Raw genomic sequence first — 25,957 nt, forward strand, 5'->3', positions numbered from 1 at the left:
AGCAGGATGGATAAGATTGCAAGGCTGCAAGAATTAATAGACCAAAGTCAGAATATCGTCTTTTTCGGTGGGGCGGGTGTTTCGACGGAGTCCAATATTCCGGACTTCCGCAGTTCAGATGGGATATACAGCGTCAAGCTAGGACAGCATTTTACAGCAGAGCAGTTGGTTTCTCACACTATGTTTGAGCGCTATCCGCAGGAGTTTTTTGACTTTTACAAGAAGTACCTGCTCTATCCAGATGCTAAGCCCAATGCTGCTCATGTCTACTTAGCGGATTTAGAGAAGTCAGGCAAACTCAAGGCTGTGGTGACTCAAAATATCGATAGCTTGCATGAAATGGCCGGTTCGAAAAAGGTTCTCAAGTTACATGGCAGCGCGTATAGAAATTACTGTCTGAATTGTCAGCGATTCTATGATTTGGATGGCTTTCTGGCTCTGCAGGGTACCATTCCTCGCTGCCTTGACTGTGGCGGTATTGTCAAGCCAGATGTGACTCTCTATGAAGAGCCTCTAGATATGGAAGTTTTCCAGCAGGCGGCCCAAGCTATCCATCAAGCAGACCTACTGATAATCGGCGGGACTTCCTTAGTCGTCTATCCCGCAGCCAGCCTCATCCAGTACTTTGCAGGTAAGCATCTGGTTGTCATCAACAAGACCAACATCCCTCAAGATAGCCAGGCCGATCTAGTCATTGAGGGCAAAATAGGGGAAGTATTGGGGAAGTTGAAATAATAGAAAAAACACCTGAGATAGCTTTTTCAGGTGTTTTTTGCAGTTTATTTATCAAACTTCACTTCCTCAATCAGATACTCAATGAATCGTTCTCCCATTTTGGATAGGCTAGCTTTTTCGTGCTGGATGTAAACCAGCTCAATCGGATCATCGATGTCCAGTGGGATTGACACGATATTATCTCCGTTGAGGTTTCTGTTGAGAATACCGGTTGCAATTGTGTAGCCATCCAGACCGATCAAAAGGTTAAAGAGGGTCGCACGGTCGCTGACCACGATAGATTTTTTATGGTGTTCCTGAGAGAGAATTTCCTCAGAAAAGTAGAAGGAGTTGTGAGTCCCTTGGTCATAGCTGAGGTAGGGGAAGTTTTCTAAGTCAGATAATTGAACCAGCTTTTTCTTGGCCAGCGGATTTGACTTGCTGACAAAGATATGGGGTTGAGCTGTGAAGAGATGAGTGGCAATCAGATGATTGTCATCCAGCATCTTAGATAGGACATCGCGGTTGTAGCTATTGAGAAAGAGGACGCCGATTTCGCTGCGGAAGTTTTTTACGTCGTCAATAATTTCCCAAGTCCGAGTTTCCCGCAGGAAGAGCTCGTATTTCTCCATATCGCTTTTTTTAAGCAGGGACACGAAGGCATTGACCACAAAGGCATAGTGCTGGGCAGAAACGCTGAAAAGCTCGCGGTGGGCGACAGGGTTCTTGTATCGCTCCTCTAGAAGCTGAGTCTGCTCAACTACCTGCCGGGCATAGGAAAGAAACTCCATGCCGTCCTTAGTCAAGGTAATTCCTTTGGGATTGCGAATGAAAATCTCGATGCCCATTTCATTTTCCAAATCCCGCACAGCATTAGATAAGCTAGGCTGTGTAATGAAAAGCTGCTTGGCAGCTTCGTTCATACTGCCAGTCTCGACGATTTTGATAATATAGTGTAACTGTTGAATTCTCATAGGACTATTTTATCACAAACTGGGGATTTTTTCCCGATAAATCAATGAAAGCTAATATAGTTTTATAGTTGAGTTTATTAAAATGGATAGATGGTAAAAAACATCTATTGGATATAGTGATATTTTTGAAGTTTTTCATAGAAGGATTTTATTCATTTTATTGTAATGAAGCAGATTTTGCAATTTCAAGTTATTCGTGATATGATGATTTTTAGACTATAAAAGGAGTAGTTATGAAGAAAAAAGAGGATTCTTTTGAAGATATTGCTTTTGAGTTAGAGAAGGAGACTTCTAAGTCTAAGTTCTTACCATTCGTTTTATTAGCCATTATTGGCTTTTCCGTCATTGGAGCAGTTTTTTTAATGCTTTCTATACCGCAAAAGACTAAATCTAAGCAACCGGTGAGCTAGTCAAGTCAGATTATTTCACCATCAAAAGAATTAGAGGATAAGGAGACTGAAGTAAAAAAATTCGCTGAAAGCCTTATCGTTTCTCCAGAAAAAAGTGGTCCCTTTCTTTGGACGGTTGACAAGGCAGTTTCTCTACACATGGACAAAGATAAAGGCGGAGCCGTCTTGGAAGATGTTTTAAAAGAATTTGGAAAACCAGTTGAAGCTGGTTCATGGATTGACTTTTCATCAAATAATGAAATTCAAAAGCATATTCGTCTTTTTTGGAAAGAGAAGAATGGTGCTCTTGGCTATGTTTCTTTAACATTTGCTGAATTTGATGGTGTTTATAAGCTCATTTCCAAGTACCATTCTAACCTTGCAAGTGATGAAATTAAGGTGGATCAAAATCCTAATAGAGACTTTTTATGGACGCAAGAATATATTGATAGTCTTGTTATTGCTGCTAGAGAAGGTACTGACAAAGGTACGGCTTATGATGAGATTGTTTCAAATGTTGGCTTACCTCTATATCAGACGATTTTGGGAGAGGATAAACAACTTCAAATGCGGGTTACTTATCATAATCCTCATTCTTTGAAAAATCCAGATCAATTGAAGTCTGTTAATCTAGAATTCTATAAGCAAGAGGATGGAACATGGCGTTTGGTTTCTAAACAAAGCCAGTAAACTAAAATAAAAAAGACAGAGGAGATAATCTTGAGAAGGAGTAGCAAGAAAAAACATGATGCCAATTCATTTAGAGATATCAAAAGAGAACTTTATAAACAACAAAAGATAAAAAGAGAAGAACTTAGCATGATGGCCATACAGGAGGAGAAAAAAAGGATTAATTCGGCCTTTATTCTTCTTTGTTTGACCTTGTCATTTGCTTTGTTCTTTGGCTTCTATTATTTTTCTCAAAAGGTTCCTAGAGCCAACCTTAAGTACAAATATAATAAGACGGTTTCGTCAGTTAGTAGAGAAAGCTCTATTACTCAGCAATATGATGACGAGCCAGAAATAAATCAAGATCAAAAGGAACTGAAAAAGAAAATTGTTGAGGAAGATGAAAAAAAGTTTGTTTTTAATTGGACATTAGACAATTTTGTAGAACTAAAAATGGTAAAACCTGGAGAGTTGAGTTCTAATCCAACTTTGGAAGAGGTTGTTGCGAAATATGGTAAGGGTTCAGGCGTAAGTTTTACCGACAACGGATTGATTCTGACTTATAAGACAAGAATTGTAGATGTTCCGAGATATGGTTCGTCGGGACATCCTCAGGAAATCAGTTTGGGATTTTATGACCCCGATTCCAATGGAAAAAAGTACTATTTAATAACCAAAACGGCAGTTTACTTGGATGACATTCATAACCTACCAGCTACCAAAAATGAGTTTGTTTTTAAGTGGAAGCCAGAAGATATGGATACATTGACAGTAGGTGATAGTCAATATGGAAAAGGTGGAATGACATATCAGGAGATTGTTGCTCGATTTGGACTGCCTTCAGAGATGAATTTTTCTGGAAGCGATACAGATTATAGCCCCTTATCATTGCAGGTGAATTATTTTAATATTCATCGTCCACTTGCTGAACGAAAATTGGATAGGGTGTCTTTGATTTTCAGAAGACAGGAGGATGGAAGCTTTTGTCTTGCAGATGTAAAAAGTGAATTTGACAAGGACTGGTAAAACTTTGATTAGTATGAGCTATGAAAATTCTGATATTTTTATGCCTTGACAATCCTCATCTCTAACGATATAATGTTTACAATTTAACCTTTAATCAAGTCCAGTGAGGCTGCAAGGTGAGAAAAACGGTTTAAGAGGCAGTTTGCTGCCTTGTTTTTTGCGAAACCTTGCTGCGGCGAGGTTTTTTCTTGTAGAAAGTGAGGTTGTCATGGTTAGTGACAGTTGCAAAAAGAGATTTGGCAAGATTATGCTGGAGCAGATGGAGCTGCTGGAGCAAGTAGAGATTTCACCTAATATTTTTTCCATGATTCTAAAGGGTCAAATGGTCAGCCAGATGCAGGCTGGGCAGTTTTTACATATTCGGGTACCGGATAACAGCAAGCTTTTGCGCCGGCCTATCTCAATCGCAGAGATTGACCGAGACAACCTGACTTGTCGCATCATTTATCGGATAGAAGGCGGAGGCACGGCTATTTTTTCACAACTTCCAGTCGGGTCTTTTCTTGATGTTATGGGGCCTCAGGGAAATGGTTTTGATTTGAGTTCTGTAAGGGTAGGTGACCACGCTTTGATTATCGGCGGTGGGATTGGCGTCCCTCCCCTGCTTGAGGTTGCTAAAGAATTGCATACCAAGGGAGCTCAGGTGACTGCTGTATTGGGTTTCGCTGACAAATCTGCTGTCATTTTAGAAGAAGAAATGAAAAAATACGCTGATGTCATTATCACGACGGATAATGGTTCTTATGGCCGCAAAGGCTATGTATCAGCTGTTGTGGATGAGTTTTCCCAAGACTATGCGGCTGTTTATTCCTGTGGTGCGCCAGCTATGCTTCAGTATGTGGATCGTAAGTTTCAGGGCCATCCGCATGCTTATCTCTCCATGGAGTCTCGTATGGCTTGTGGCATGGGCGCCTGCTATGCCTGCGTCGTTCATGTTGCTGGTCAGGACGAGTCGGTCAATAAGCGCGTTTGTGAAGACGGTCCGGTCTTTGAGACGGGCACGATTATTGTCTAGAAGGGGAAAGAATGAGTGACCAACGTTTAAGAGTTTCCTTGCCAGGATTGGACCTGAAAAATCCAATTATTCCAGCATCAGGCTGCTTTGGTTTCGGTCAGGAATATGCCAAGTACTATGACTTGGACTTGTTGGGTTCTATCATGATAAAGGCTACGACTTTGGAGCCCCGCTTTGGCAATCCGACTCCGCGTGTGGCTGAAACGCCGGCTGGCATGCTTAATGCCATTGGCTTGCAAAATCCTGGTGTTGAGGTTGTTCTAGCTGAAAAACTGCCCTGGTTAGAAAAACATTATCCCGACCTGTCAATCATCGCTAATGTAGCAGGCTTTTCCAATCAAGAGTATGCCACAGTAGCTGGGAAAATCTCCCAAGCTCCAAACGTCATGGCTATCGAGCTCAATATCTCCTGTCCAAATGTTGATCATGGAAATGCTGGCCTTTTGATTGGACAAGTTCCGGAGTTGGCTTACGAAGCAACCAAGGCAGCAGTAGATGCTTCCGCTGTACCTGTCTATGTCAAATTGACTCCGAGTGTGGCAGACATCACTCAGGTAGCTAAGGCTGTTGAAGACGCAGGTGCTGCTGGTTTTACCATGATTAATACCTTAGTAGGTATGCGATTTGACTTGAAGTCGCACAAGCCTATTATCGCTAATGGAACAGGCGGTATGTCAGGTCCGGCTGTCTTTCCTGTAGCTCTCAAGCTGATCCGTCAAGTGGCGCAAGCAAGCAAACTTCCCATTATTGGTATGGGGGGAGTTGATTCAGCGGAGGCTGCTCTGGAAATGTTTATAGCGGGCGCTTCAGCCATTGGGGTTGGAACTGCTAATTTCACGGATCCTTATGCTTGTCCTACCATCATTGAGAACCTGCCTAAGGCTATGGATAAATATGGCATTGAAAGTCTTGAAAGTTTACGAAAAGAAGTTCGAGAGAATTTGCTTTAAAGTTACATTTTTACTTGACAATACTGCTGTGAAATTATAGAATGAATTAAATATAACCTTTAAAGAAGTCCAGAGAGGCTACTAAGGTACATACGTTTGAATGGCAGATACTGCCACATTTTCGTGTAACCTTGCTCTCGGGCAAGGTTTTTTCTATGTCTCTGAGCCTAATGTGAAGGTGGTTTTGAGATATAAATGTCTAATGGACCTCTTTGAAGATAATAATTTAAAAGGAGATTTTCCCCTCATGCGTGAAGAACGGCCTATTATCGCCCTCGACTTTCCATCTTTTGATGATGTCAAAGATTTCTTGGAGCATTTTCCGGAAGATGAAAAACTCTATGTCAAAATCGGCATGGAATTCTTCTATGCCATTGGTCCAGAAATCGTTCATTATCTGAAAGGTCTTGGACACAGCATTTTCTTGGATCTGAAACTACACGACATTCCCAATACGGTTCGCTCAGCCATGTCTGTCTTAGGTACTTTTGGTATCGACATGGTGACGGTCCATGCAGCGGGTGGTGTGGAGATGATGAGCGAAGCTAAGAAGGTCTTGGGGGATAAGGCTAAGTTGGTTGCTGTGACCCAGCTGACCTCGACCAGTGAGGAAGATATGCGGGATTGCCAAAACATCCAGACCACAGTTCAGGAGTCTGTTGTCAATTACGCTCGGAAAGCCAAAGAAGCCGGTTTGGATGGCGTAGTTTGCTCAGCTCAAGAAGTGGAACTGATTAAGGCAGCAACTGCAGCTGATTTCCTCTGTGTGACGCCGGGTATTCGGCCAGCTGGATCAGAAATCGGCGACCAAAAACGGGTCATGACACCGCAGGAAGCCCATCAAATTGGTAGTGATTATATTGTAGTAGGACGTCCAATTATCCAAGCTGAAAATCCTTGGGATGCTTATCACGAGATTAAGAAGCAGTGGAATAGCTAGGAAAAACAAGAGATTCTAATTAAATCGTTTATAAAAATTAACAGTATCATAAACATTCAAATTTATAAGGAGCAAAAAATGACTTTAGCAAAAGAGATTGCGCGTGATTTATTGAAAATAAAAGCTGTGTATTTGAAGCCAGAAGAGCCTTTTACATGGGCATCAGGCATCAAGTCACCTATATATACGGACAACCGTGTGACCTTGGCTTATCCAGAGACTCGGACCTTGATTGAAGATGGTTTTGTCGAAAAGATTCAGGCGGAATTTCCAGATGTAGAAGTCATCGCTGGAACTGCGACAGCGGGTATTCCTCACGGAGCTATTATTGCAGATAAGATGAACCTGCCATTTGCCTATATCCGCAGCAAACCAAAAGATCACGGAGCGGGCAATCAAATCGAAGGTCGTGTAACTCCTGGGCAAAAGATGGTTGTCATTGAGGATTTGATCTCGACTGGCGGTTCGGTCTTGGATGCTATCGCTGCTGCTAAACGTGAAGGTGCGGATGTGATTGGCGCAGCGGCCATCTTTACCTATGAGCTGCCAAAGGCAGAAAAGAACTTCAGTGAAGCGCGTGTCAAATTGGTAACCCTTTCTAACTACACTGAGCTAATCAATCTGGCCGAAGCAGAGGGTTATGTAAGTCCAGAGGGCTTGGCCTTGCTTGAGAAATTTAAGCATGACCAAGAAAATTGGCAGGCCTAGACCGAATAGAAGTAAAATGATCTGACCTTTATTCAGGTCATTTTTCAGTAAAACGTCCTTGTATTGCCTTTAAAAATGGCTTAAAGTCTCGGCGTTTGGTATAATAGAGCTATGTCTAAGATTTATCATCTATCCTTTTCGATATTACAGAAAGTTATGCTGGTTACGGCTGTTCACTGGTTTCTGATTGCCATCTGGCATGTTTCGGAGCTGAATAGTATAGCTATGATTGCTTTTACTGGCTTGGCTTATCTGGCCTATCGCTATCGGCATTTGTTGCAAAAAGCCTATCATTGGCTGATGAAGCATAAACTTCTTGTTATGGTAGCTGTCTTTATTTTTCAGTTGATTATGCTCTTTTCGGCAGAGCTTTTGATTAGACGGGATGCAGCAGTAGTCTTTACAGGGGCTTTTAAAACATTGAAAGAAAGCTCCATTTCTAACTATCTGACCCGCAATCCTAATAATGTCTCACTATTTCTCTACGAGCGTTTTTTCTTTAATGTATTTGGGGAATCTGGTCTATGGGTCATGCAGGCCTTGAATGTTGTTTATACTAACGTAACGGCCTTGATTCTCTATAAGGGGTGCAAAAAGTATTTTTCACAAAGGACTGCAGATGCTGTCTTTAGTCTTTATGCGCTCTTACTGGGCTTTTCTCCTTATTTCTTTTCTATGTATACGGATATTCCGCCCCTTCCTTTCATCAGTCTGCAGATTTTCCTAGTTCTGGGCTTGCTGAGAGGAGATGATAACGCTAGACAGCTGGTTTGGCGCAGTATTTTCCTTGGGTTAATGACTAGTCTGGCTTTCTTCTTTAGACCAACAGTAATGATTCTGCTGATAGCTGTCTTTGGAGTCCTCTTTTTCAAAAAGAATTGGAAGAAGTTCTTTCTGACACTAGTTGTTTTTGCTTGCAGTTTTGCGATTAGCTATGCTCCGCTGCATTACTGGTCCAAGCATCAGACGGAAGTGCCGATTATAGAGGGAGAAGGATTGGCAAAGGCTCCCCTGCTCTTTATTAATCTAGGTTTGACCTTCAACGGCCACAATCAGGAAGATATGAAAGAAGGGCTCTTGCAGTATATTGAGCCTGACAAGCAGTATGACTATAACAATGGCATGTTTGCTAAGGAATATGTTATCAAGGAAATCAAGCGGCGTTTAAGCGAATATAATCCTTTGACTTTCGCTCATCATCTCTTCCATAAGCAGTCTCTGACTGTAGCAGAAGGAGATTTGGGCTGGCTCTACCGCAGTGTCGAAAATGAAAAGACGCCTTATATATCGCCTTTTTACCAAGATACGAAGAATAATTCTTTTACTCAGTTTGTCCGTGACTTCTTCCTGAACACTGACAAGTCAGAATTTGTCTATTTCTCGCTGTCCAAGCAGGTGGTTTGGATTGTCATGGCGGCAGGACTTGTCTTTGCTCTTTGGAAATATCGATCCAGTGACGAACTGAATTTTCTAACCTTAGCTGTTTTTGGCGGCCTGCTTTTTCTGCAGATTTTTGAGGGAGGAAAGACGCGTTATCTGATTCAGTTTTTGCCACAGATACTGATTCTGTCCGCTGTGGGCTTATCACAGTATCCACAAGCCCTAGGGAAGTGTCGCTTTTGGACTAGAAAGAAGGACTCTTTGAAATGAAAAGACCTGTTCCTATCTATGAACCGCTTTATAGCTTGAAGTCCATTGCTGAGAATATCTGGATTGTCGACGGTGATTTAATTGAGATGGATGCAGTGGTGACAAAGTTGCCTTTTTCTACCCGCATGACTGTCATTAAGTTAGCAAATGGCCAGCTCTGGTGTCATTCACCAATTCAGCCAAATCAAGCTTTGTTTGACCAGTTGGACGCTTTGGGACCAGTCGCACACCTCGTTTCACCTAATAAGATTCACTATGCTTATATAGCTGACTGGAAGAAGCGATATCCTGAGGCGATTGCTTGGTCTAGCCCAGGAGTGAAGGAGAGAGCAGCTAAGCAGAAAATCCCAGTCTCTTTTGATGAAAAGCTGACGGATGAGGCTCCTGAAGCTTGGACAGACCAGATAGATCAGTTGGTTTTCAAGGGAAGTACTTATATTGAGGAAGTTGTCTTTTTTCATAAAAACAGTCAAACGTTGATTTTGACAGATTTGATTGAGAATTTTGAAACAGAGCATTTTCCAAATCCGCTTCGCAGCAAGGCTTATAAATTGGTTCGTATTGCAGCTCCGGATGGACAGACACCTATTGACTACCGTATGACCTTTATCGGTCATCAAAAAGAAGCCAAAGAATGTCTAGAGCAGATGCTGGCTTGGCAACCGGAGAAAATCATACTAGCCCACGGTTCTTGTTTTCTAGAAAATGGTACAGCAGAACTAAGAAGAGCACTTAGGTGGATTAGGTAGGAAAAAATTATTTATTGCCTTGTTCCAAGGAGGAAGTCTCTAAAATTTTATGATAAAGAGAAGTTTGTTTTTTAATTTTATATACAAAATCGTTTTTCTTATGCTTTTTATCTCGCTGACCGTTTTTGCTTTTTCCTATTTGGTTCATAACGGAAGTGGATATGTACGGGAAGAAGCGAGTAAAAGTGAGAGAAAAAGTTCTTATATAGGGGTCGCTGGTGGAATTATTATTTCTGGTTTCACTTTTGTTCGATTTCTTGAATTAACTGAGCATATCAGCAGGCATAGAAAATATCTTAAAATAATGACGGAGGAATTATCTCCAACTCCTGATTTTAAGACAATAGAAGAAGAGGCTGACTTTCATGACAAAGAATTAAAGCTTTTGATTTATAAGGATTGCCTCATTACTTATCATAACTATTTCTGTTTTAGGAAGATTGATTCTCAAATTTGGCAGATTTTCTTGAATAAATATCAGAAATATAGTCGATACAAGGGCAAGAAAAACAAGTCTCTTTTGCCGCCGAAGTTCTTCCTTATTGTTAGAAATCAAGATTATAGGGAACAGTTTATGCCTCTTAAGTACAAAGAGAAAAATTGGAGTCGATTTAGTTCATATCTAGCCGACCATTATCCGGCCATAGAGCTAGATGAACAAGTTCGTGAATTTGAGACATAAGGAGAAATGTATGCAGCATTCAGCTTGGCATGCTTTGATTAAGGAGCAGCTGCCGGAAGGTTATTTTGCAAAAATCAATCATTTTTTAGATGAAGTGTATGCTTCAGGGACCATTTACCCACCTCGGGAAAAGGTGTTTAATGCGATTCAGACGACAGATTTAGCGGATGTTAAGGTGGTTATTTTGGGGCAGGACCCCTACCACGGACCGAGACAGGCACAAGGCTTGAGTTTTTCGGTACCTGATGACATTCCAGCTCCGCCTTCTTTGCAGAATATTCTCAAAGAACTGGCTGATGATATCGGAGTGAAAGAGTCGCATGATTTGACTTCCTGGGCTCAGCAGGGTGTTCTCTTGCTCAATGCTGGTCTGACAGTGCCTGCTGGCCAGGCCAATGCACATGCCGGCTTAATCTGGGAGCCTTTTACAGATGCGATTATCAAAGTAGTCAATGAAAAGTCTGATCCAGTTGTCTTTATCCTATGGGGTTCCTACGCCCGCAAGAAAAAAGCCTTGATTAGCAATTCCCAACATTTGATAATCGAGTCAGCTCACCCAAGTCCGCTGTCTGCTTACCGTGGCTTCTTTGGCAGCAAACCTTTTTCACGTACCAATGATTTCTTAGTGACTAAGGGCTTGGAACCTATCGATTGGTTAGCTTAGGAGGTAGTATGGTTCAGTTAGCAACGATTTGTTATATAGATAATGGCCGGGAGTTTCTCATGTTGCACCGCAACAAAAAGCCCAATGATGTTCATGCTGGGAAGTGGATTGGTGTCGGTGGCAAGCTAGAGCGAGGAGAAACTCCGCAGGAATGCGCGGCGCGCGAGATTCTAGAGGAAACAGGTCTAAAGGCCAAGCCTGTTCTCAAAGGCGTTATCACTTTTCCGGAGTTTACTCCCGACTTGGACTGGTACACCTATGTCTTCAAGGTGACTGAGTTTGAGGGGGAACTGATTGACTGCAACGAAGGTACTTTGGAATGGGTGCCCTATGATCAGGTTTTGTCTAAACCAACTTGGGAAGGCGATCATACCTTTGTTGAATGGCTTTTAGAAGACAAGCCTTTCTTTTCAGCAAAGTTTGTTTATGACGGGGATAAGCTATTGGATACGCAGGTGGACTTTTACGAATAAGGAGATAAGACGATGCTATTAATCAAAAACGGACGAGTTATGGATCCTAAGACTGGTTTTGACCAAATTACTGACCTCTTGGTTGAGGGGAAGAAAATTGTCAAAATCGGTCAAGATTTGCAGGCAGAAGGAGCAAAAGTTATTGACGCGAGTGGTTTGGTTGTGGCTCCAGGTTTGGTGGATATACACGTTCATTTTCGGGAGCCGGGCCAGACTCATAAGGAAGATATTCATACGGGGGCTTTGGCAGCAGCAGCAGGTGGCTTTACGACTGTTGTTATGATGGCTAATACCAATCCGACCATCTCTACGGTCGAAACTCTGAAAGAAGTGCTAGAGTCGGCTAGTCGTGAAAATATCCATATCAAGTCGGTTGCAACAATTACAGAGAATTTTGATGGGCAGCATCTGACAGATTTCCAAGGTCTCTTGGCAGCTGGTGCAGTAGGTTTTTCTGATGACGGTATTCCGCTGACCAATGCAGGCATTGTCCGCAAGGCGCTCGTAGAAGCGCGTAAAAATGACACCTTTATCAGTTTGCACGAGGAAGATCCTAATCTCAATGGCATACTCGGTTTCAATGAGCATATCGCTAAAGAGCATTTTCATATCTGTGGCGCGACAGGTGTGGCAGAATACAGCATGGTTGCCCGCGATGTCATGATTGCTTATGATGCAAAAGCTCATGTGCATATACAGCATTTGTCCAAGGCTGAGAGTGTAAAGGTGGTCGAATTCGCTCAGAAGCTAGGTGCCCAAGTAACCGCTGAAGCAGCACCTCAGCACTTCTCTAAGACAGAAGCTCTGCTATTGACCAAGGGAAGCAATGCTAAGATGAATCCGCCTCTGCGCTTAGAATCGGATCGTCTGGCGGTTATTGAGGGGCTCAAATCTGGTGTCATTTCTGTCATTGCGACGGACCATGCTCCACATCATGCTGACGAGAAAAATGTTGAAGATATCACTAAAGCGCCTTCTGGCATGACTGGGCTTGAGACTTCGCTTTCTCTAGGACTGACCTACCTAGTTGAGGCTGGTCATCTGAGCTTGATGGAACTTTTAGAGAAAATGACTCTTAATCCGGCTCAGTTGTATGGTTTTGATGCTGGCTTCATCGCTCAGGATGGTCCAGCCGATTTGACTATATTTGACCCAGAAGCAGATAGACTTGTGACTGATCACTTTGCCTCCAAAGCAGCTAATTCACCTTTCGTTGGTGAAAATCTTAAAGGCCAAGTGAAGTTTACCATCTGTGATGGGGAAGTTGTCTTTGAAGGATAATACTAATAAGACTCTGATGAATTTCAGGGTCTTTTTTAACATAGAAAACTTTCTGGGAATTTTCTGAAAATACGAATGTTTGTTGAAATATTAAGGATATAGTTCCTTTTTAAACCAAAAAGAGGTATAATATAACAAAATACTAAAGAGGAGTGTTCGTTATATGAAGAAGAAATTTTTCATCTTACCTGTTCTATCAACAGTGCTTTTGGCACCTGCTTTTTTGTCGCATCAAGTCTCTGCAGAAGAGGCTCAAGCTAGTCCAGAGCCAGCAACGACTGAGTTGACCAATCAGCCAGCTGCTGAGACAGCTTCTGAAGCGCAACCAACTGCTCCAGCAGCGCAACCAACTGCTCCAGCAGCTTCAGCAGAAGAAAAACCAGCAGCAGCTAGTCAGGATGCAGCTGCTCCGGCTGATCCAGCTGCGACAGAAGCCGCTGCAGCACCAGCCCAGTCTGAAAATCTACCAGAGGCTACGATTCTCCATACTAACGATGTGCATGGCCGCATCGTAGAGGAAAAAGGCGTTATCGGTGATGCTAAGCTGGCTACTGTTATCAAGGAAGAGCGCGCTAAAAATCCTAAAGTGCTTGTTGTGGATGCGGGTGATGCCTTCCAGGGTCTGCCAATTTCCAATAGTTCAAAAGGGGAAGAACGTGCGAAAATCCTCAATGAAATTGGCTACGATGCTATGGCAGTCGGTAACCATGAGTTTGACTTTGGTCTAGATGAGGCGAAAAAATACAAGGAAATTCTTAAATTCCCACTTCTCAGCTCCAATACCTACGCCAATAATGCTCGAGTTTTCCAAGCTTCTACCATTGTGGACAAGGATCCAGCGGTTGAGGGAGATGAGTTTGTGGTAATCGGTGTGACAACACCAGAAACTGCTACAAAAACTCACCCTAAAAACGTCCAAGGTGTGACCTTCACCGATCCAATCACAGAAGTGAATCGGGTCATTGATGAAATCGAAGCACGAGCAGCGGCAGAAGGAAAGAGCTACAAAAACTATGTTGTCCTGGCTCACTTAGGTATTGATACGACCACTCCAACTGAGTGGCGCGGCTCAACCTTATCTGAGGCCCTTTCCAAAAATCCTAAGCTCAAAGGCAAACGTGTAACCGTCATAGACGGACACTCCCACACAGTAGAGTCTACGACTTATGGTGATAATGTAACCTACAACCAGACCGGTAGCTATCTACACAATATCGGAAAAGTGACTTTCAAGGCCAATCAGCTTCTAGGTAATCCTCAGCAAATCCCTGCTGAAACTGCTAAAAAAGTGGCTCCAGATCCAGTTGTAGCTGACATGGTCAGCAAGATTAAAGCTAGGTACGACGCTGATAATGCCAAGGTTATCGTGGCAAACAGCCCTGTAGAGCTTAATGGTGATCGTGAAAATGTCCGCGTTCGGGAAACTAATCTGGGTAATGTGGTCGCAGATGCTCTCTATGATTATGGTCAAACTGGCTTTGCCAACAAAACAGACTTGGCTGTTACTAACGGAGGCGGTCTTCGTGAGACCATTGCCAAAGACAAGCCAATCACCAAGGGAAATGTCATCGCTGTCTTGCCTTTTGGGAATACTATTTCTCAAATCAAGGTAACCGGTCAAAATATCGCAGATATGTTTGCCAAATCTCTAGGCTCTATTCTTCAGGAAAAAGATGGCAAGCCTGTGCTAGATGAGAACGGACAACCCTTGCTAGAACCGAGCGGTGGTTACCTGCAAATCTCTGGTGCTAAAGTCTACTACGACACGACTCTGCCAGCTAATCAGCGTGTCCTCCACATTGAGATTAAGAACAAAGAAACGGGTGTTTATGAGCCTCTTGATCCAAATAAGACCTACTATCTGACAACAAATGACTTCTTGGCTGCTGGTGGTGACGGCTATACCATGCTGGGTGGCCCTCGCGAGGAAGGTCCATCTATGGATGTGGCTTTCGCAGACTATCTGGCAAAAGCTGATTTGACAGCCTATGCGGTTATCAATCCAAACTCACGTGCTATCTCTATTTCATCCACTAAAGATACAGACGGTGATGGCTATACAGATATTGAAGAAATCAAGCAAGGAACAGATCCGGCTAATGCAGCTTCCTACCCAACTGGTGCCAAAGCAGCTGATCCTGCAAAACAGGCAGCTCCAATGGCCAACACGCCAAAACAAACCAAGCAAGTAGCAGTTCATGTTGCCAAGACTTTCACTAAGGACCCTGCAGCTAAAGAACTGCCACAGACAGGCAGCGAATCAGCAGTTGCCTTGAGCCTAGTTGGTATGGTTTTAGGATTCTTTGGATTGGCAGGAATCAAGAAAAGTCACAAAGAAGACTAGTTAGAAGACACAATAAAACGGAAGTTGTTCACTTCCGTTTTATTTCTTAGTCTCAGGATTTTGATGTGTAATATTCAAGCCCCAAGGGATTAAGTTTTCTTTTTTCTGTTTGATACGTTGCATATTGTCCTTGTGCCGCAGGATAATAATCAAAGCCAGCGCAATGATAATCAGAGTGAAGAAGAGGTCGTAGCTGGGCAGTATAAAGCCGACTAGAGGAAAGAGCAGCGCCGACAGGATAGCGATGACCGCTGAGAGCACACTTGCCAGAGAAATCATACTTCCCAGATAAAGGATGCTGGCAAAGATGACAATCAGATAGACAAAGAAGGCTGGTGAGAAGCCTAGAACAACCCCCGCACTGGTTGCCACAGCCTTGCCGCCCTTAAAGCCAGCAAAGATAGGAAAAGTATGGCCAATCACAGCCAAGAGGCCAAAGACAAGCGGCGAAACTCCCTCAATATGCAAAAAGAAAGGCAGCAGGGTCGCTGCAGTTCCTTTGAGAAAGTCAATAGCAAAAGTAGCCGTCCCAGCCGTCTTTCCCAAAATACGGAAAGTATTGGTCGTTCCAGTATTGCCGCTGCCGTATTCTCTCAGGTTCTTTTGAAAGAAAATTTGCCCAATCCAAAGTCCAGTCGGAATAGAGCCCAGTAAGTATGCTAGTATTAATCCAATTATCGTGTTCATCATGATTTTATTATACCATTATTTCGCTTTCTTACAATAGAAAAGGATAGAATTTATAGCAGGAAATGTCTACTCGGATATTGGATTCTTCTTCGTTTGAAATCCGTTCTCATCAGCAGTTTTTTCAAAAAAATCTTTGCAATATTTGCCAAAAACTTGTAAGATAGAAAAGATGAATCATTAGGAGGTTCTTGTGGCAAAAAAGGAAATCAATATTAACAATTATAATGACGATGCCATTCAGGTGTTAGAAGGGTTGGATGCAGTCCGCAAACGTCCGGGGATGTATATCGGATCGACCGACGGAGCTGGCCTCCACCATCTGGTCTGGGAGATTGTGGACAACGCTGTCGATGAAGCCCTGTCAGGCTTCGGTGACCGGATCGATGTGACTATCAACAAGGACGGCAGTCTGACCGTCGCAGACCACGGACGCGGGATGCCTGTTGGCAAGCACGCTATGGGCATTCCCACGGTTGAGGTCATCTTCACCGTTCTCCACGCCGGCGGTAAGTTCGGCCAAGGTGGCTATAAGACCTCAGGCGGTCTCCACGGTGTAGGGTCCTCTGTTGTCAATGCTCTGTCTAGCTGGCTGGAAGTGGAAATCATTCGGGATGGGACTGTTTACAAGCAGCGCTTTGAAAATGGCGGAAAACCAGTCACTACGCTCAAGAAAATCGGCACGGCACCTAAGTCCAAGTCTGGGACCAAAGTGACCTTCATGCCGGACGATACGATTTTTTCAACGACAGACTTCAAGTACAACACTATTGCTGAGCGGCTGAAGGAATCAGCCTTCCTGCTCAAGAATGTCCGCCTGTCGCTGACCGATGCGCGGACTGGCGAAGAGGTAGAGTTCCACTATGAGAATGGGGTTGAAGACTTTGTCAGCTATCTCAATGAAGACAAGGAAACCCTGACTCCTGTCCTCTATTTTGAGGGCGAGGAGAGCGGCTTCCAAGTTCAGGTGGCTCTCCAGTACAACGATGGCTATGCCGATAATATCCTGTCCTTTGTCAATAACGTCCGCACCAAGGACGGTGGTACCCATGAGACGGGTCTCAAGACCGCTATTACCAAGGCCATGAACGACTATGCCAGAAAGACGGGCCTGCTCAAGGAAAAAGATAAGAATCTGGAAGGCTCGGACTACCGTGAAGGTTTAGCTGCTGTCCTGTCCATCCTGGTCCCTGAGGCTCACCTGCAGTTTGAAGGCCAGACCAAGGACAAGCTGGGCAGCCCTTTGGCTCGTCCGGCCGTGGACTCCATTGTCTCTGACAAGCTGACTTTCTTCCTCTTGGAAAATGGTGAGCTGGCTTCCAATCTCATCCGCAAAGCTATCAAGGCCAGAGATGCTAGGGAAGCGGCCCGCAAGGCGCGTGACGAAAGCCGGAACGGTAAGAAGAATAAGAAAGACAAGGGCTTGCTGTCTGGTAAGCTGACTCCGGCCCAGTCCAAGAACCCAGCCAAGAACGAACTCTATCTGGTCGAGGGAGACTCTGCCGGTGGCTCTGCCAAGCAAGGCCGTGACCGTAAGTTCCAAGCCATCCTGCCCCTGCGTGGTAAGGTTATCAATACTGCCAAGGCTAAGATGGCTGACATTCTCAAGAACGAAGAAATCAACACCATGATCTACACGATTGGAGCGGGTGTTGGTACAGACTTTACCCTTGAGGATGCCAACTATGACAAGATCATCATCATGACTGATGCGGACACTGACGGTGCCCATATCCAGACCTTGCTGCTGACCTTTTTCTATCGCTATATGCGCCCTCTGGTCGAGGCTGGCCGCGTCTATATTGCCCTGCCGCCTCTCTACAAGATGTCCAAGGGCAAGGGCAAGAGCGAAGTTGTCGAGTATGCCTGGACCGATGGCGAGCTGGATGACCTGCGCCGCAAGTTTGGCAAGGGAGCCATGCTTCAGCGCTACAAGGGGCTCGGTGAAATGAACGCTGATCAGCTCTGGGAGACCACCATGAATCCCGACACCCGCACCCTTATTCGTGTCACTATCGAAGACCTAGCCCGCGCCGAACGCCGTGTCAATGTCCTCATGGGCGACAAGGTCGAACCACGCCGCAAGTGGATTGAGGATAATGTCAAGTTCACGCTTGAGGAGAGTGGGGAGATGGTGTTTTGAGGAAGTTGATAATTAAATTCAAATACTACAAGGATAAATTAGTTAATTGTAAAGATGATATTAAAGATGCAAAACGGAAGATTAATAATTTAGAATTATTGAAAATACTGGATAATCAAATAGATGTTGAAACAAGAACACTACTCCGTGCTATTGAAACTATTTTATCTCTTATGTTTTGGCTTATTGTTTTTACTATATTTCAGATGTTTTATTGCAATTTAATTCAGAAATTAGGAAATGGAAATACAAGTTATTTAGTTAATGGAATTTATGCATTGTTCATTATTAATTTTTTCTATCTAATTTTAAGATTATGTGAAGGTATATTATTTATTGTTTCAATTGAACAAAATAGTAAAATATTTGAAATACTTAAACGTTTTAATTGGTTAGCTAATTACTATATTTTTTTAAATTTAACTATTTGGCCTTTGTTGTTTACTTTTATATTTCAAGCCTTTATTTTAAACAAAGATAGTTTAAAAGCAGCAAATATTGTTTCTTTAATAGCGTTTATCGTTTCATGTTTAATCTTAATTTTTAGAGAAATAATCAGATCTTTACCATTGTACAAAATTGGAAATTACAGTTCGACTCCAGCTATAGTTTTATCTTTGTTGGCTATCGGGATTAGCGCTTTTGATTTTGGAAAAAATATTTATAAAATAGAAGATTCTTGGTATTGGCTTTTATTTATTTTTCTAATGACTTTTGCATGTACTATTGCTGAATTAATTATTAAAACTGTGATGAAAAGAAAATTAGAAAAAGCCCAAGTGATTTTCCAAGAACAATTGCTTTTAGAAAAACCTGATTATAAAAAACTAAAAAGATGTTATTATTATGGCGGGGATGAGTACAAGAACAAATTGCTAAGTGTTGAGAAATTTTTACTGACTATTGTGGAAAACGAGATCATGCCACTTGAGTCATTAAAAAATTTAAACACTTATGAAAATTATCTTTTATATAAGTCATATATGTATAGAACTTATTCTGATTGCGAGAATTAGTTCTATATCACATGCTAATTCACTCTCATTAGCCCTGAAACAACAAATCTTTACTCACCAGATTTTCTGACAAGCTCGCCAGAGCTTAAGTGAAACTGCCAGATTTTCTGGCAGAGTGTTTTGAGGCAAATTCTGTTTGGCAGAAAATCTGGCGAGTATTTTTTGAGTAAAAGACGAACGTTTGTTTTTCTGGAAAGCAGTTTTAAAGCAAAAAACCTTTTCAGAAAATCAGAAAAGGCAAAACGGGAATTAAAGTTAAAATAAATAAAAAATTTAGGAGATTATAGAAATGAAAAAAATTTATGGAATTACTAGTGTAGATGTTCAGACTTTAGAAAACAACGAATTTTTCCAGCTCATGTCCGAGAGTCGGAGCGAGGTTGCGGCATTTATCAAGGAAAATAAGGTGGATGGCATTTACACGACCAAGCTGGATGAGATGGACAAACTTCTGGAACAGCTACAGGGCGGGCTTCATCAGACCAAGTCCAGCAAGCTGGTGGCTAGTCTAGATCAGGCTGACCGCGAGCGTGATGATGCCTTAGGCACGCTCCAGTCTTTAGTTCGGGCCTTTGCGCGGGTCAAGGATGCAGCGACCAAGGAAGCTTACGAGACCCTGTCTCAGCTCCTGAAAAACTACACCGGCCTAGCTGCAACTAGCTTGGAAAAGGAGACCGAGGGCATCAACCACTTGCTTCAAGAGCTGAAGAAACCGGCCTACCAGACAGCACTGGCTAAGCTTCATCTGGAAGCCCATGTCGACAGTCTGGCTACTGCTCAGAAGGCCTTTGAAAAGGTCTACAAGGAGCGATTGACTGAGCTCAAGGGCAAGACACCGAGCCAGAATAAGAACGTCCGCCTCAAGCTGCAAGAAATCTATGATTTTCTAGTGGATTTCACTGCAATCATTGCCTACGCTTATCCTGAAAGAACGCATGTGGTCAATCTTCGCGACCACCTCAACACTATCCGCAGCCGTTACAAAAAACGCAAACCATCTAAGAAGATGAAAGAAGAAGTGGCGGAGAGCAACTAGAATATAACTAAATTTGAGTTGAAAAATTGTTAGTGGTCGCATCGGATTTGGAAGGAGTAGAAAATGATAATCAGACCTGCAAGCACAAAAGATTGTCAAGCTATTTATGCCCTTTATCAAAATGAAAAATGGATTTCTTTTACAGAGGAAAAAGTGACATCATTATTTTCAACAAATCTGTCCCATTACTTGGTAGTTGAAGAGAACCAGAAAATCCTTGGTTTTGCCCGCTACTTGACAGATGAAGTCATGACGACCTTTTTAGCTGAGATTATCATTGATAAAGCCTATCGCGGAAAAGGATTAGGACGGCGATTGATTGCTGAAATTCATCAAAAACATCCTTTGACTCGCATTGAATTAATATCAGAAGCGGATGGATTTTATCAGACAGTAGGTTTTAAACCTGTGGGAACAGGGCTTAGAAAATCTATCTAAATGAAAGGAGCTGTATTTATGACGCTTGACAATAAACTGGGTCTGACGGATTCGCTTGAACTAGCCAAGATGGAAGAAAAAATCAGTAAGACCCGAGCTAAAGAGCTTTTTGAAGAGCAGCTTCTGGACGATAAAGCAGCTGGCACCTATGCCACTCTGGCCTTTATTCACGGGTTCTTGTTTGAAGAAATTTATGACTTCGCTGGTCAGATTCGAACAGTCAATCTCTCCAAAGGGAGTTTTCGCTTTGCTCCTGTCATGTATTTGGCAGCTTCCTTGGAAAATATTGACCGTATGCCTCAGCAGACCTTTGATCAGATTGTTGAAAAATATGTGGAGCTAAATATTGCCCACCCTTTCCGTGAGGGAAATGGCAGAAGCATGAGGCTTTGGCTGGATCACCTACTCAAGGCTGAGCTAGGGCAAGTTGTGGACTGGTCTCAAGTGGACAAGGAAGATTACCTCCTAGCCATGGAGCGCAGCCCCATTCGAGACACAGAAATCAAGCACGTCCTCAAGCAATCCCTCACAAAGGACATTCATAACCGCCACCTCTACATGAAGGGCGTTGACCATAGTTACTACTATGAAGGCTATAGCCTGTATAAGGCTGAGGACTTGTGAGATAAAAAAGTTTGCAGAGGAGTGATTAGATGACAATGCTTGAAACAGATCGTCTCATCCTACGAGACTTGCAGGAATCAGATTTGCCGGCTTTGATTGCCATGAATCAAGATCCAGAGGTCATGCAGTATTTCCCAAAGCCATATAGTCAAGCGGAGTCCTTGCGTCTTTATCAGGGCATTCAAGATGAAGTTAAGGCTTATGGCTACAGTCTTTGGGCTGTTGAAGAAAAGACCAGCCAGGAGTTTATCGGCTTGGTAGGTCTGCACCATTCGGATTTACGGATTTTTGCTGGAAAAGAAGCTGTAGAAATCGGCTGGCGTCTGCGAAAAGAGTTTTGGAATCGTGGTTATGCGACGGAGGCTGCCCAAGCCTGTCTAGACTTTGCTTTTCAGCAAGCTGGCTTGTTAGAAGTTTACTCTTTTACATCCTTGCTTAATCTCCCTTCGCAAAAAGTCATGCAAAAACTGGGCATGGAATTTGTCAAAGAATTTGATAACGAAAAAGTTCCAGCAGACGGTCCGCTTTATAGACATGTCCTCTACAGAATCAAGAGCCTCTCCTAAAAAGGCAGGTATTCCCATGAGAACTGAACCCGAGATGTTTGATGTGATTTTGCAAACCGCAAAAGTGCTACAAGTAGAAGCTGTCGCTATGTCCGGCTCGCGGACAAACCCGAATGCTCCCAAGGACGAGTTCCAAGATTATGATGTAGTCTACATTGTGGAGGATTTGAATGGTCTGGTGCCTGACCTTGCTTGGTTGGAAAAGTTTGGCAAGAGCATGATTGAGCAGCATGTCCTACTAGACCATCGCCGCCTCTATCTTATGCTCTTTGAAGATGGTAATCGGATAGATTTGACCCTTTGTCCTAAGGAATACATCAAAGAGTGGGTGGATAGCGAAGCGGATTTCACGGTACTGGATGACCCGCAGGGGCTGTTTGAGCCTTATACACCAAAACCCGAGCGCTATTGGACAGCACCAGCTAGTGCGACTGACTTTGATAAATCCTGCAATGAATTCTGGTGGGTGTCAGCTTATGTAGTCAAGGGCATTCATCGAAACCACCTGGTCTATGCTACGGATCATCTGTATGGAATCTGTCAGCAAGAATTGCTCAAGCTTTTAGCTTGGCAAGTAGCAGCAGATAAGGGGATGGTTGATCTTGGCAAGAACTACAAATACCTCTTTCAGTATTTGCCTACTGAGAAAGAGAAAGAATTTACAGCCTTGCTTGACTTTTCCGACCAGAAAAAAATCACCAGGTCTCTCTTAGCTACCATGAATTTTTTCCACAAAGAAGCACAAGCTTTCTCTCTCAAAACTGGCCTCCACTATGACAAAGCAACCGCAGAGAAGATGCTTGAGTATACTGAGGAGAAGTTGAAATAGTTTCAGAGACACTTGCAAGATGAACAAAATCTTTGGTTGATAATAGTTATTGAGGTGAAATAGTATGTTGGATTTTATGTTTGGAATATTTGCTATGTTATTCCCATTTCTTCCGATTGTGTCCATAATCTTATCAATATATATTGCCTTACAAAATAATAAACTTGGCAAAAAATTTTATGGTTTATTTTTTCCTGTGATTATTAGCATATGTAATATTTGGTTGTTTCCCATAGATCGGACAGATATGTTTCACGATGCTTTAAGGTTTTATTTTTTTCTAATTGATTTTTGTTTACCTATGCTCATTGCTTCCACGCTCTATCACTCAATACGCTTATATTATTTATTCAAATCAATCAAGTGGAGAGTCTTCCCTATAAGTATCTGTTATTTATTCGGTTTAATTTTTCATTATCTTAATACAATGCATTGGGAGGAGCTATTTCGAGGGCAAAAGTTTGTATTTGATATCTTGCTGATATCAACTGCTATAATCTCTTATTTACCTTGTCTATATTTGTACATACTTCAAAGAAGAAAGAACAATCCGTAGGGAATAGTTGCTTTTGGTTAATCTAAAGTAAGTGTTTGTGAATGACTTAAATAATATTTAAAAATATTTTTCTCAAGTACCAATTTTAATGTAAAAATCTACTCTACATTCTTTGAAAGGAGTTTTCACACACCCTAAATGATGTGTTCAACTCCTTCCCCACCATTTAACAACGTATTTAAACTACAGAAAGGATAGTTTGGTTACTTTATAGTAACTGAACACGGGACTAAATTCTTAGGAAAAAAGATAAATCGCTTGGGGTTCATCGAACCCTGCATCGGTTTTCTATTTTTCTACAGAAATTTTCGGCAAGCCGAAACGTCCCTTTGTATCTTATGAGTAATATTCAAAATATGTCCCTTGAGGACATCATGGGAGAGCGCTTTGGTCGCTACTCCAAATACATTATTCAAGAGCGGGCCTTGCCGGACATTCGCGATGGCTTGAAGCCTGTTCAGCGCCGTATTCTTTATTCCATGAACAAGGACGGCAACACCTTTGACAAAGGCTACCGTAAGTCGGCCAAGTCTGTCGGGAACATCATGGGGAATTTCCACCCTCACGGTGACAGCTCCATCTACGATGCTATGGTCCGCATGTCTCAGGACTGGAAAAACCGTGAGATTCTCGTTGAGATGCACGGTAACAACGGTTCTATGGACGGTGATCCACCGGCGGCTATGCGTTATACCGAGGCGCGGCTGTCTGAGATGGCTGGCTATCTTTTGCAGGATATCGAGAAAGATACCGTTCCTTTTGCTTGGAACTTTGACGATACCGAGAAGGAGCCGACTGTTCTGCCGGCAGCCTTTCCTAATCTCTTGGTTAATGGAGCAACTGGGATTTCTGCTGGTTATGCGACTGATATTCCTCCTCATAATCTAGCCGAAGTCATTGACGCGGTTATTTATATGATTGACCATCCGTCTGCCAAGGTGGACAAACTCATGGAATTTCTGCCTGGTCCAGACTTCCCGACAGGAGCCATTGTCCAAGGCCGAGATGAGATCAAGAAAGCCTACGAGACTGGCAAAGGTCGAGTTGTAGTACGCTCTAGAACTGAGATTGAAAAGCTGAAGGGCGGTAAAGAGCAAATCGTCATCACTGAGATTCCTTATGAGATTAATAAAGCGGTCTTGGTCAAGAAAATCGACGATGTGCGGGTCAACAATAAGGTGGCTGGCATTGCTGAAGTGCGGGACGAATCCGACCGTGACGGTCTTCGCATTGCCATCGAGCTCAAGAAAGACGCTAATACCGAGCTGATTCTCAACTACCTCTTCAAGTACACTGATTTGCAGGTCAATTACAATTTCAACATGGTGGCAATTGACAATTTCACGCCTCGTTTGGTGGGAATTGTACCAATCTTGACCAGTTATATTGCCCACCGCAAGGAGATTATTCTGGCTCGCAGCCGCTTTGACAAGGCTAAGGCTGAAAAACGGCTGCATATCGTGGAAGGACTGATTCGGGTGCTTTCCATCTTGGACGAGGTGATTGCCCTGATTCGTGCTTCCGAAAACAAAGCAGATGCCAAGGAAAATCTTAAAATCAGCTATGATTTCACTGAGGAGCAGGCTGAGGCTATCGTCACTCTCCAACTCTACCGTTTGACAAATACAGACGTAGTGGTTCTGGAAGAGGAAGAAGCAGAGCTGCGCGAGAAGATTGCCATGCTGGCAGCTATTATCGGCGATGAGCGAACTATGTATAACCTCATGAAGCGGGAGCTCCGCGATGTCAAGAAAAAGTTTGGCAATCCGCGTCTCAGCGAGCTGCAGGATACAGCAAACGCCATCGAGATTGATACAGCTAGTCTCATCGTTGAGGAAGAGACTTATGTCAGCGTGACTCGTTCTGGTTATATCAAGCGGACAAGTCCGCGTTCCTTCTCAGCTTCAACCCTAGAGGAGATGGGCAAGCGTGACGATGACCGACTGATTTTCCTTAGTCCAGCTAAGACGACTCAGCACATGCTGATCTTCACAAGTCTAGGAAATGTTATTTACCGGCCTGTTCATGAGCTGTCAGACATCCGCTGGAAAGAAATCGGAGAACACCTCAGCCAGACCATCAGCAACTTTGATACAAAGGAAGAGGTTATCTATACAGAATTGCTGGATAGCTTTGAGGAGGGCACTTACTTTGCAGCGACCAAGTTAGGTCAGATCAAGCGTGTAGAGCGCAGGGAATTCAGTCCTTGGCGGACCTATAAGTCCAAATCGCTTAAGTTTGCTAAACTGAAAAATGAAGACGACCAGGTTATTGCTCTGGCGCCGATTAAGCTGGATGATGTTATGCTCGTGACCAAGAATGGCTATGCACTGCGCTTCAATATTGAGGAAGTTCCTGTCATCGGAGCTAAGGCGGCTGGGGTTAAAGCCATCAACCTCAAGAAGGACGATGTCCTAGCGGCAGCCTTTATCGCCAATACTGACTCACTTTACCTCCTGACTCAGCGCGGTTCGCTCAAGCGTATGGCAGTCGCAGATATTCCTGTTACCAGTCGGGCAAATCGCGGTCTTCAAGTTCTGAGAGAGCTTAAGACCAAGCCACATCGTGTCTTTGCAGCTGGACCAGTCTATGGCGAAGCAGTGGACTTTGACCTCTTTACAACAGAAGCAGAAGCTAGTGAGGAGCAGATTTTGCAGGTGCTTTCTAATAAAGGGACTGCCTATGAAATCAATCTAGCTGATCTTAGCCTGTCTGAGAGAACTAGCAACGGCAGCTTCATTTCTGATACTATTTCAGACGAAGAAGTCTTCTCAGCTTACATCAAATAATCATCAAACCAGTTCGCAGGAGCTGGTTTTTTTCAATTTATAAAA

General features: G+C 43.1%; 23 protein-coding genes and 1 pseudogene. 22 read left to right on the forward strand and 2 right to left on the reverse strand.

Translation table 11 applies throughout. The features are described 5' to 3' along the window. Nucleotides 1-6 precede the first annotated feature (6 nt). Entirely contained in the window at nucleotides 7-735 is a 729-nt protein-coding gene (locus MK370_RS01675) for an NAD-dependent protein deacylase (protein ID WP_268683886.1), read from the forward strand. A gap of 44 nt (nucleotides 736-779) precedes the next feature. Here MK370_RS01675 and MK370_RS01680 read toward each other — a convergent pair whose 3' ends face one another. Continuing rightward, a complete protein-coding gene (locus MK370_RS01680; protein ID WP_268683887.1) occupies nucleotides 780-1,688 on the reverse strand; it encodes a LysR family transcriptional regulator in 909 nt (302 codons plus the stop codon). A 233-nt stretch (nucleotides 1,689-1,921) separates the two neighbouring features. Here MK370_RS01680 and MK370_RS11305 point away from each other — a divergent pair. The 13 genes and pseudogenes from MK370_RS11305 to nt5e all read left to right on the forward strand — a co-directional run bounded on the left by MK370_RS11305 (nucleotide 1,922) and on the right by nt5e (nucleotide 15,228). Next, a pseudogene (locus MK370_RS11305) lies at nucleotides 1,922-2,767 on the forward strand (hypothetical protein). Nucleotides 2,768-2,797: 30 nt separating this feature from the next. Continuing rightward, nucleotides 2,798-3,772 (forward strand): hypothetical protein, encoded by a 975-nt coding sequence (locus tag MK370_RS01695; RefSeq protein ID WP_268683890.1) that lies wholly within the window; start codon nucleotides 2,798-2,800, stop codon nucleotides 3,770-3,772. 103 nt (nucleotides 3,773-3,875) lie between these two features. Beyond that, nucleotides 3,876-4,787, forward strand: coding sequence for a dihydroorotate dehydrogenase electron transfer subunit (locus tag MK370_RS01700; protein ID WP_268683891.1), 912 nt, complete (start codon nucleotides 3,876-3,878; stop codon nucleotides 4,785-4,787). Nucleotides 4,788-4,798: 11 nt separating this feature from the next. Beyond that, nucleotides 4,799-5,737, forward strand: a complete 939-nt coding sequence (locus MK370_RS01705) for a dihydroorotate dehydrogenase (RefSeq protein ID WP_268683892.1) — start codon at nucleotides 4,799-4,801, stop codon at nucleotides 5,735-5,737. Between the two features lie 247 nt (nucleotides 5,738-5,984). After that, a complete protein-coding gene (gene pyrF / locus MK370_RS01710; protein WP_049540152.1) occupies nucleotides 5,985-6,677 on the forward strand; it encodes an orotidine-5'-phosphate decarboxylase in 693 nt (230 codons plus the stop codon). Between the two features lie 78 nt (nucleotides 6,678-6,755). Beyond that, nucleotides 6,756-7,385 carry an orotate phosphoribosyltransferase gene (gene pyrE, locus MK370_RS01715; protein ID WP_268683893.1) on the forward strand — a complete coding sequence of 210 codons (630 nt, stop codon included), beginning with the start codon at nucleotides 6,756-6,758 and terminating at the stop codon, nucleotides 7,383-7,385. Nucleotides 7,386-7,496: 111 nt separating this feature from the next. Continuing rightward, on the forward strand, nucleotides 7,497-9,035 hold the full coding sequence (locus MK370_RS01720; RefSeq protein WP_268683894.1) for a glycosyltransferase family 39 protein: 1,539 nt from the start codon (nucleotides 7,497-7,499) through the stop codon (nucleotides 9,033-9,035). Continuing rightward, nucleotides 9,032-9,784 carry a DUF4336 domain-containing protein gene (locus MK370_RS01725; protein WP_268683895.1) on the forward strand — a complete coding sequence of 251 codons (753 nt, stop codon included), beginning with the start codon at nucleotides 9,032-9,034 and terminating at the stop codon, nucleotides 9,782-9,784. Before MK370_RS01720 ends, MK370_RS01725 begins: the two co-directional genes overlap by 4 nt. A 49-nt stretch (nucleotides 9,785-9,833) precedes the next feature. Next, nucleotides 9,834-10,466: a hypothetical protein gene (locus tag MK370_RS01730; RefSeq protein WP_268683896.1), complete on the forward strand. Its 633-nt coding sequence runs from the start codon at nucleotides 9,834-9,836 to the stop codon at nucleotides 10,464-10,466. A 10-nt stretch (nucleotides 10,467-10,476) separates the two neighbouring features. Beyond that, nucleotides 10,477-11,130, forward strand: a complete 654-nt coding sequence (locus MK370_RS01735; protein WP_002912555.1) for a uracil-DNA glycosylase — start codon at nucleotides 10,477-10,479, stop codon at nucleotides 11,128-11,130. A gap of 8 nt (nucleotides 11,131-11,138) precedes the next feature. Beyond that, nucleotides 11,139-11,603: an NUDIX hydrolase gene (locus MK370_RS01740; protein WP_002904550.1), complete on the forward strand. Its 465-nt coding sequence runs from the start codon at nucleotides 11,139-11,141 to the stop codon at nucleotides 11,601-11,603. A gap of 12 nt (nucleotides 11,604-11,615) precedes the next feature. Next, complete coding sequence (locus MK370_RS01745) at nucleotides 11,616-12,884, forward strand: dihydroorotase (protein WP_268683897.1); 1,269 nt, start codon at nucleotides 11,616-11,618, stop codon at nucleotides 12,882-12,884. A gap of 163 nt (nucleotides 12,885-13,047) precedes the next feature. Then, on the forward strand, nucleotides 13,048-15,228 hold the full coding sequence (nt5e, locus tag MK370_RS01750; protein WP_268683898.1) for a cell surface ecto-5'-nucleotidase Nt5e: 2,181 nt from the start codon (nucleotides 13,048-13,050) through the stop codon (nucleotides 15,226-15,228). Nucleotides 15,229-15,267: 39 nt separating this feature from the next. Here nt5e and plsY read toward each other — a convergent pair whose 3' ends face one another. Then, nucleotides 15,268-15,918, reverse strand: coding sequence for a glycerol-3-phosphate 1-O-acyltransferase PlsY (plsY, locus tag MK370_RS01755; RefSeq protein WP_268683899.1), 651 nt, complete (start codon nucleotides 15,916-15,918; stop codon nucleotides 15,268-15,270). A 190-nt stretch (nucleotides 15,919-16,108) separates the two neighbouring features. On the opposite strand from plsY, the gene parE reads away from it, so the two are divergent. The 8 genes from parE to parC all read left to right on the forward strand — a co-directional run bounded on the left by parE (nucleotide 16,109) and on the right by parC (nucleotide 25,912). After that, nucleotides 16,109-18,058 (forward strand): DNA topoisomerase IV subunit B, encoded by a 1,950-nt coding sequence (gene parE / locus MK370_RS01760; protein ID WP_268683900.1) that lies wholly within the window; start codon nucleotides 16,109-16,111, stop codon nucleotides 18,056-18,058. Next, nucleotides 18,055-19,074, forward strand: a complete 1,020-nt coding sequence (locus MK370_RS01765) for a hypothetical protein (RefSeq protein ID WP_268683901.1) — start codon at nucleotides 18,055-18,057, stop codon at nucleotides 19,072-19,074. Before parE ends, MK370_RS01765 begins: the two co-directional genes overlap by 4 nt. 289 nt (nucleotides 19,075-19,363) lie before the next feature. After that, complete coding sequence (locus tag MK370_RS01770; RefSeq protein ID WP_268683902.1) at nucleotides 19,364-20,110, forward strand: DUF6261 family protein; 747 nt, start codon at nucleotides 19,364-19,366, stop codon at nucleotides 20,108-20,110. 63 nt (nucleotides 20,111-20,173) lie between these two features. Then, nucleotides 20,174-20,548 carry a GNAT family N-acetyltransferase gene (locus MK370_RS01775; protein WP_125352671.1) on the forward strand — a complete coding sequence of 125 codons (375 nt, stop codon included), beginning with the start codon at nucleotides 20,174-20,176 and terminating at the stop codon, nucleotides 20,546-20,548. Between the two features lie 18 nt (nucleotides 20,549-20,566). After that, complete coding sequence (gene fic / locus MK370_RS01780) at nucleotides 20,567-21,172, forward strand: protein adenylyltransferase Fic (RefSeq protein WP_268683903.1); 606 nt, start codon at nucleotides 20,567-20,569, stop codon at nucleotides 21,170-21,172. 29 nt (nucleotides 21,173-21,201) lie between these two features. Beyond that, nucleotides 21,202-21,738, forward strand: a complete 537-nt coding sequence (locus MK370_RS01785) for a GNAT family N-acetyltransferase (protein ID WP_268683904.1) — start codon at nucleotides 21,202-21,204, stop codon at nucleotides 21,736-21,738. A gap of 16 nt (nucleotides 21,739-21,754) precedes the next feature. Beyond that, nucleotides 21,755-22,567, forward strand: a complete 813-nt coding sequence (locus tag MK370_RS01790; RefSeq protein ID WP_268683905.1) for an aminoglycoside 6-adenylyltransferase — start codon at nucleotides 21,755-21,757, stop codon at nucleotides 22,565-22,567. Nucleotides 22,568-23,461: 894 nt separating this feature from the next. Continuing rightward, complete coding sequence (gene parC / locus MK370_RS01795) at nucleotides 23,462-25,912, forward strand: DNA topoisomerase IV subunit A (RefSeq protein WP_268683906.1); 2,451 nt, start codon at nucleotides 23,462-23,464, stop codon at nucleotides 25,910-25,912. Nucleotides 25,913-25,957: the final 45 nt, after the last annotated feature.

Origin of the sequence: Streptococcus sanguinis, assembly GCF_026781265.1 — a bacterium.
Taxonomy (GTDB): Bacteria; Bacillota; Bacilli; order Lactobacillales; family Streptococcaceae; genus Streptococcus; species Streptococcus sanguinis_T.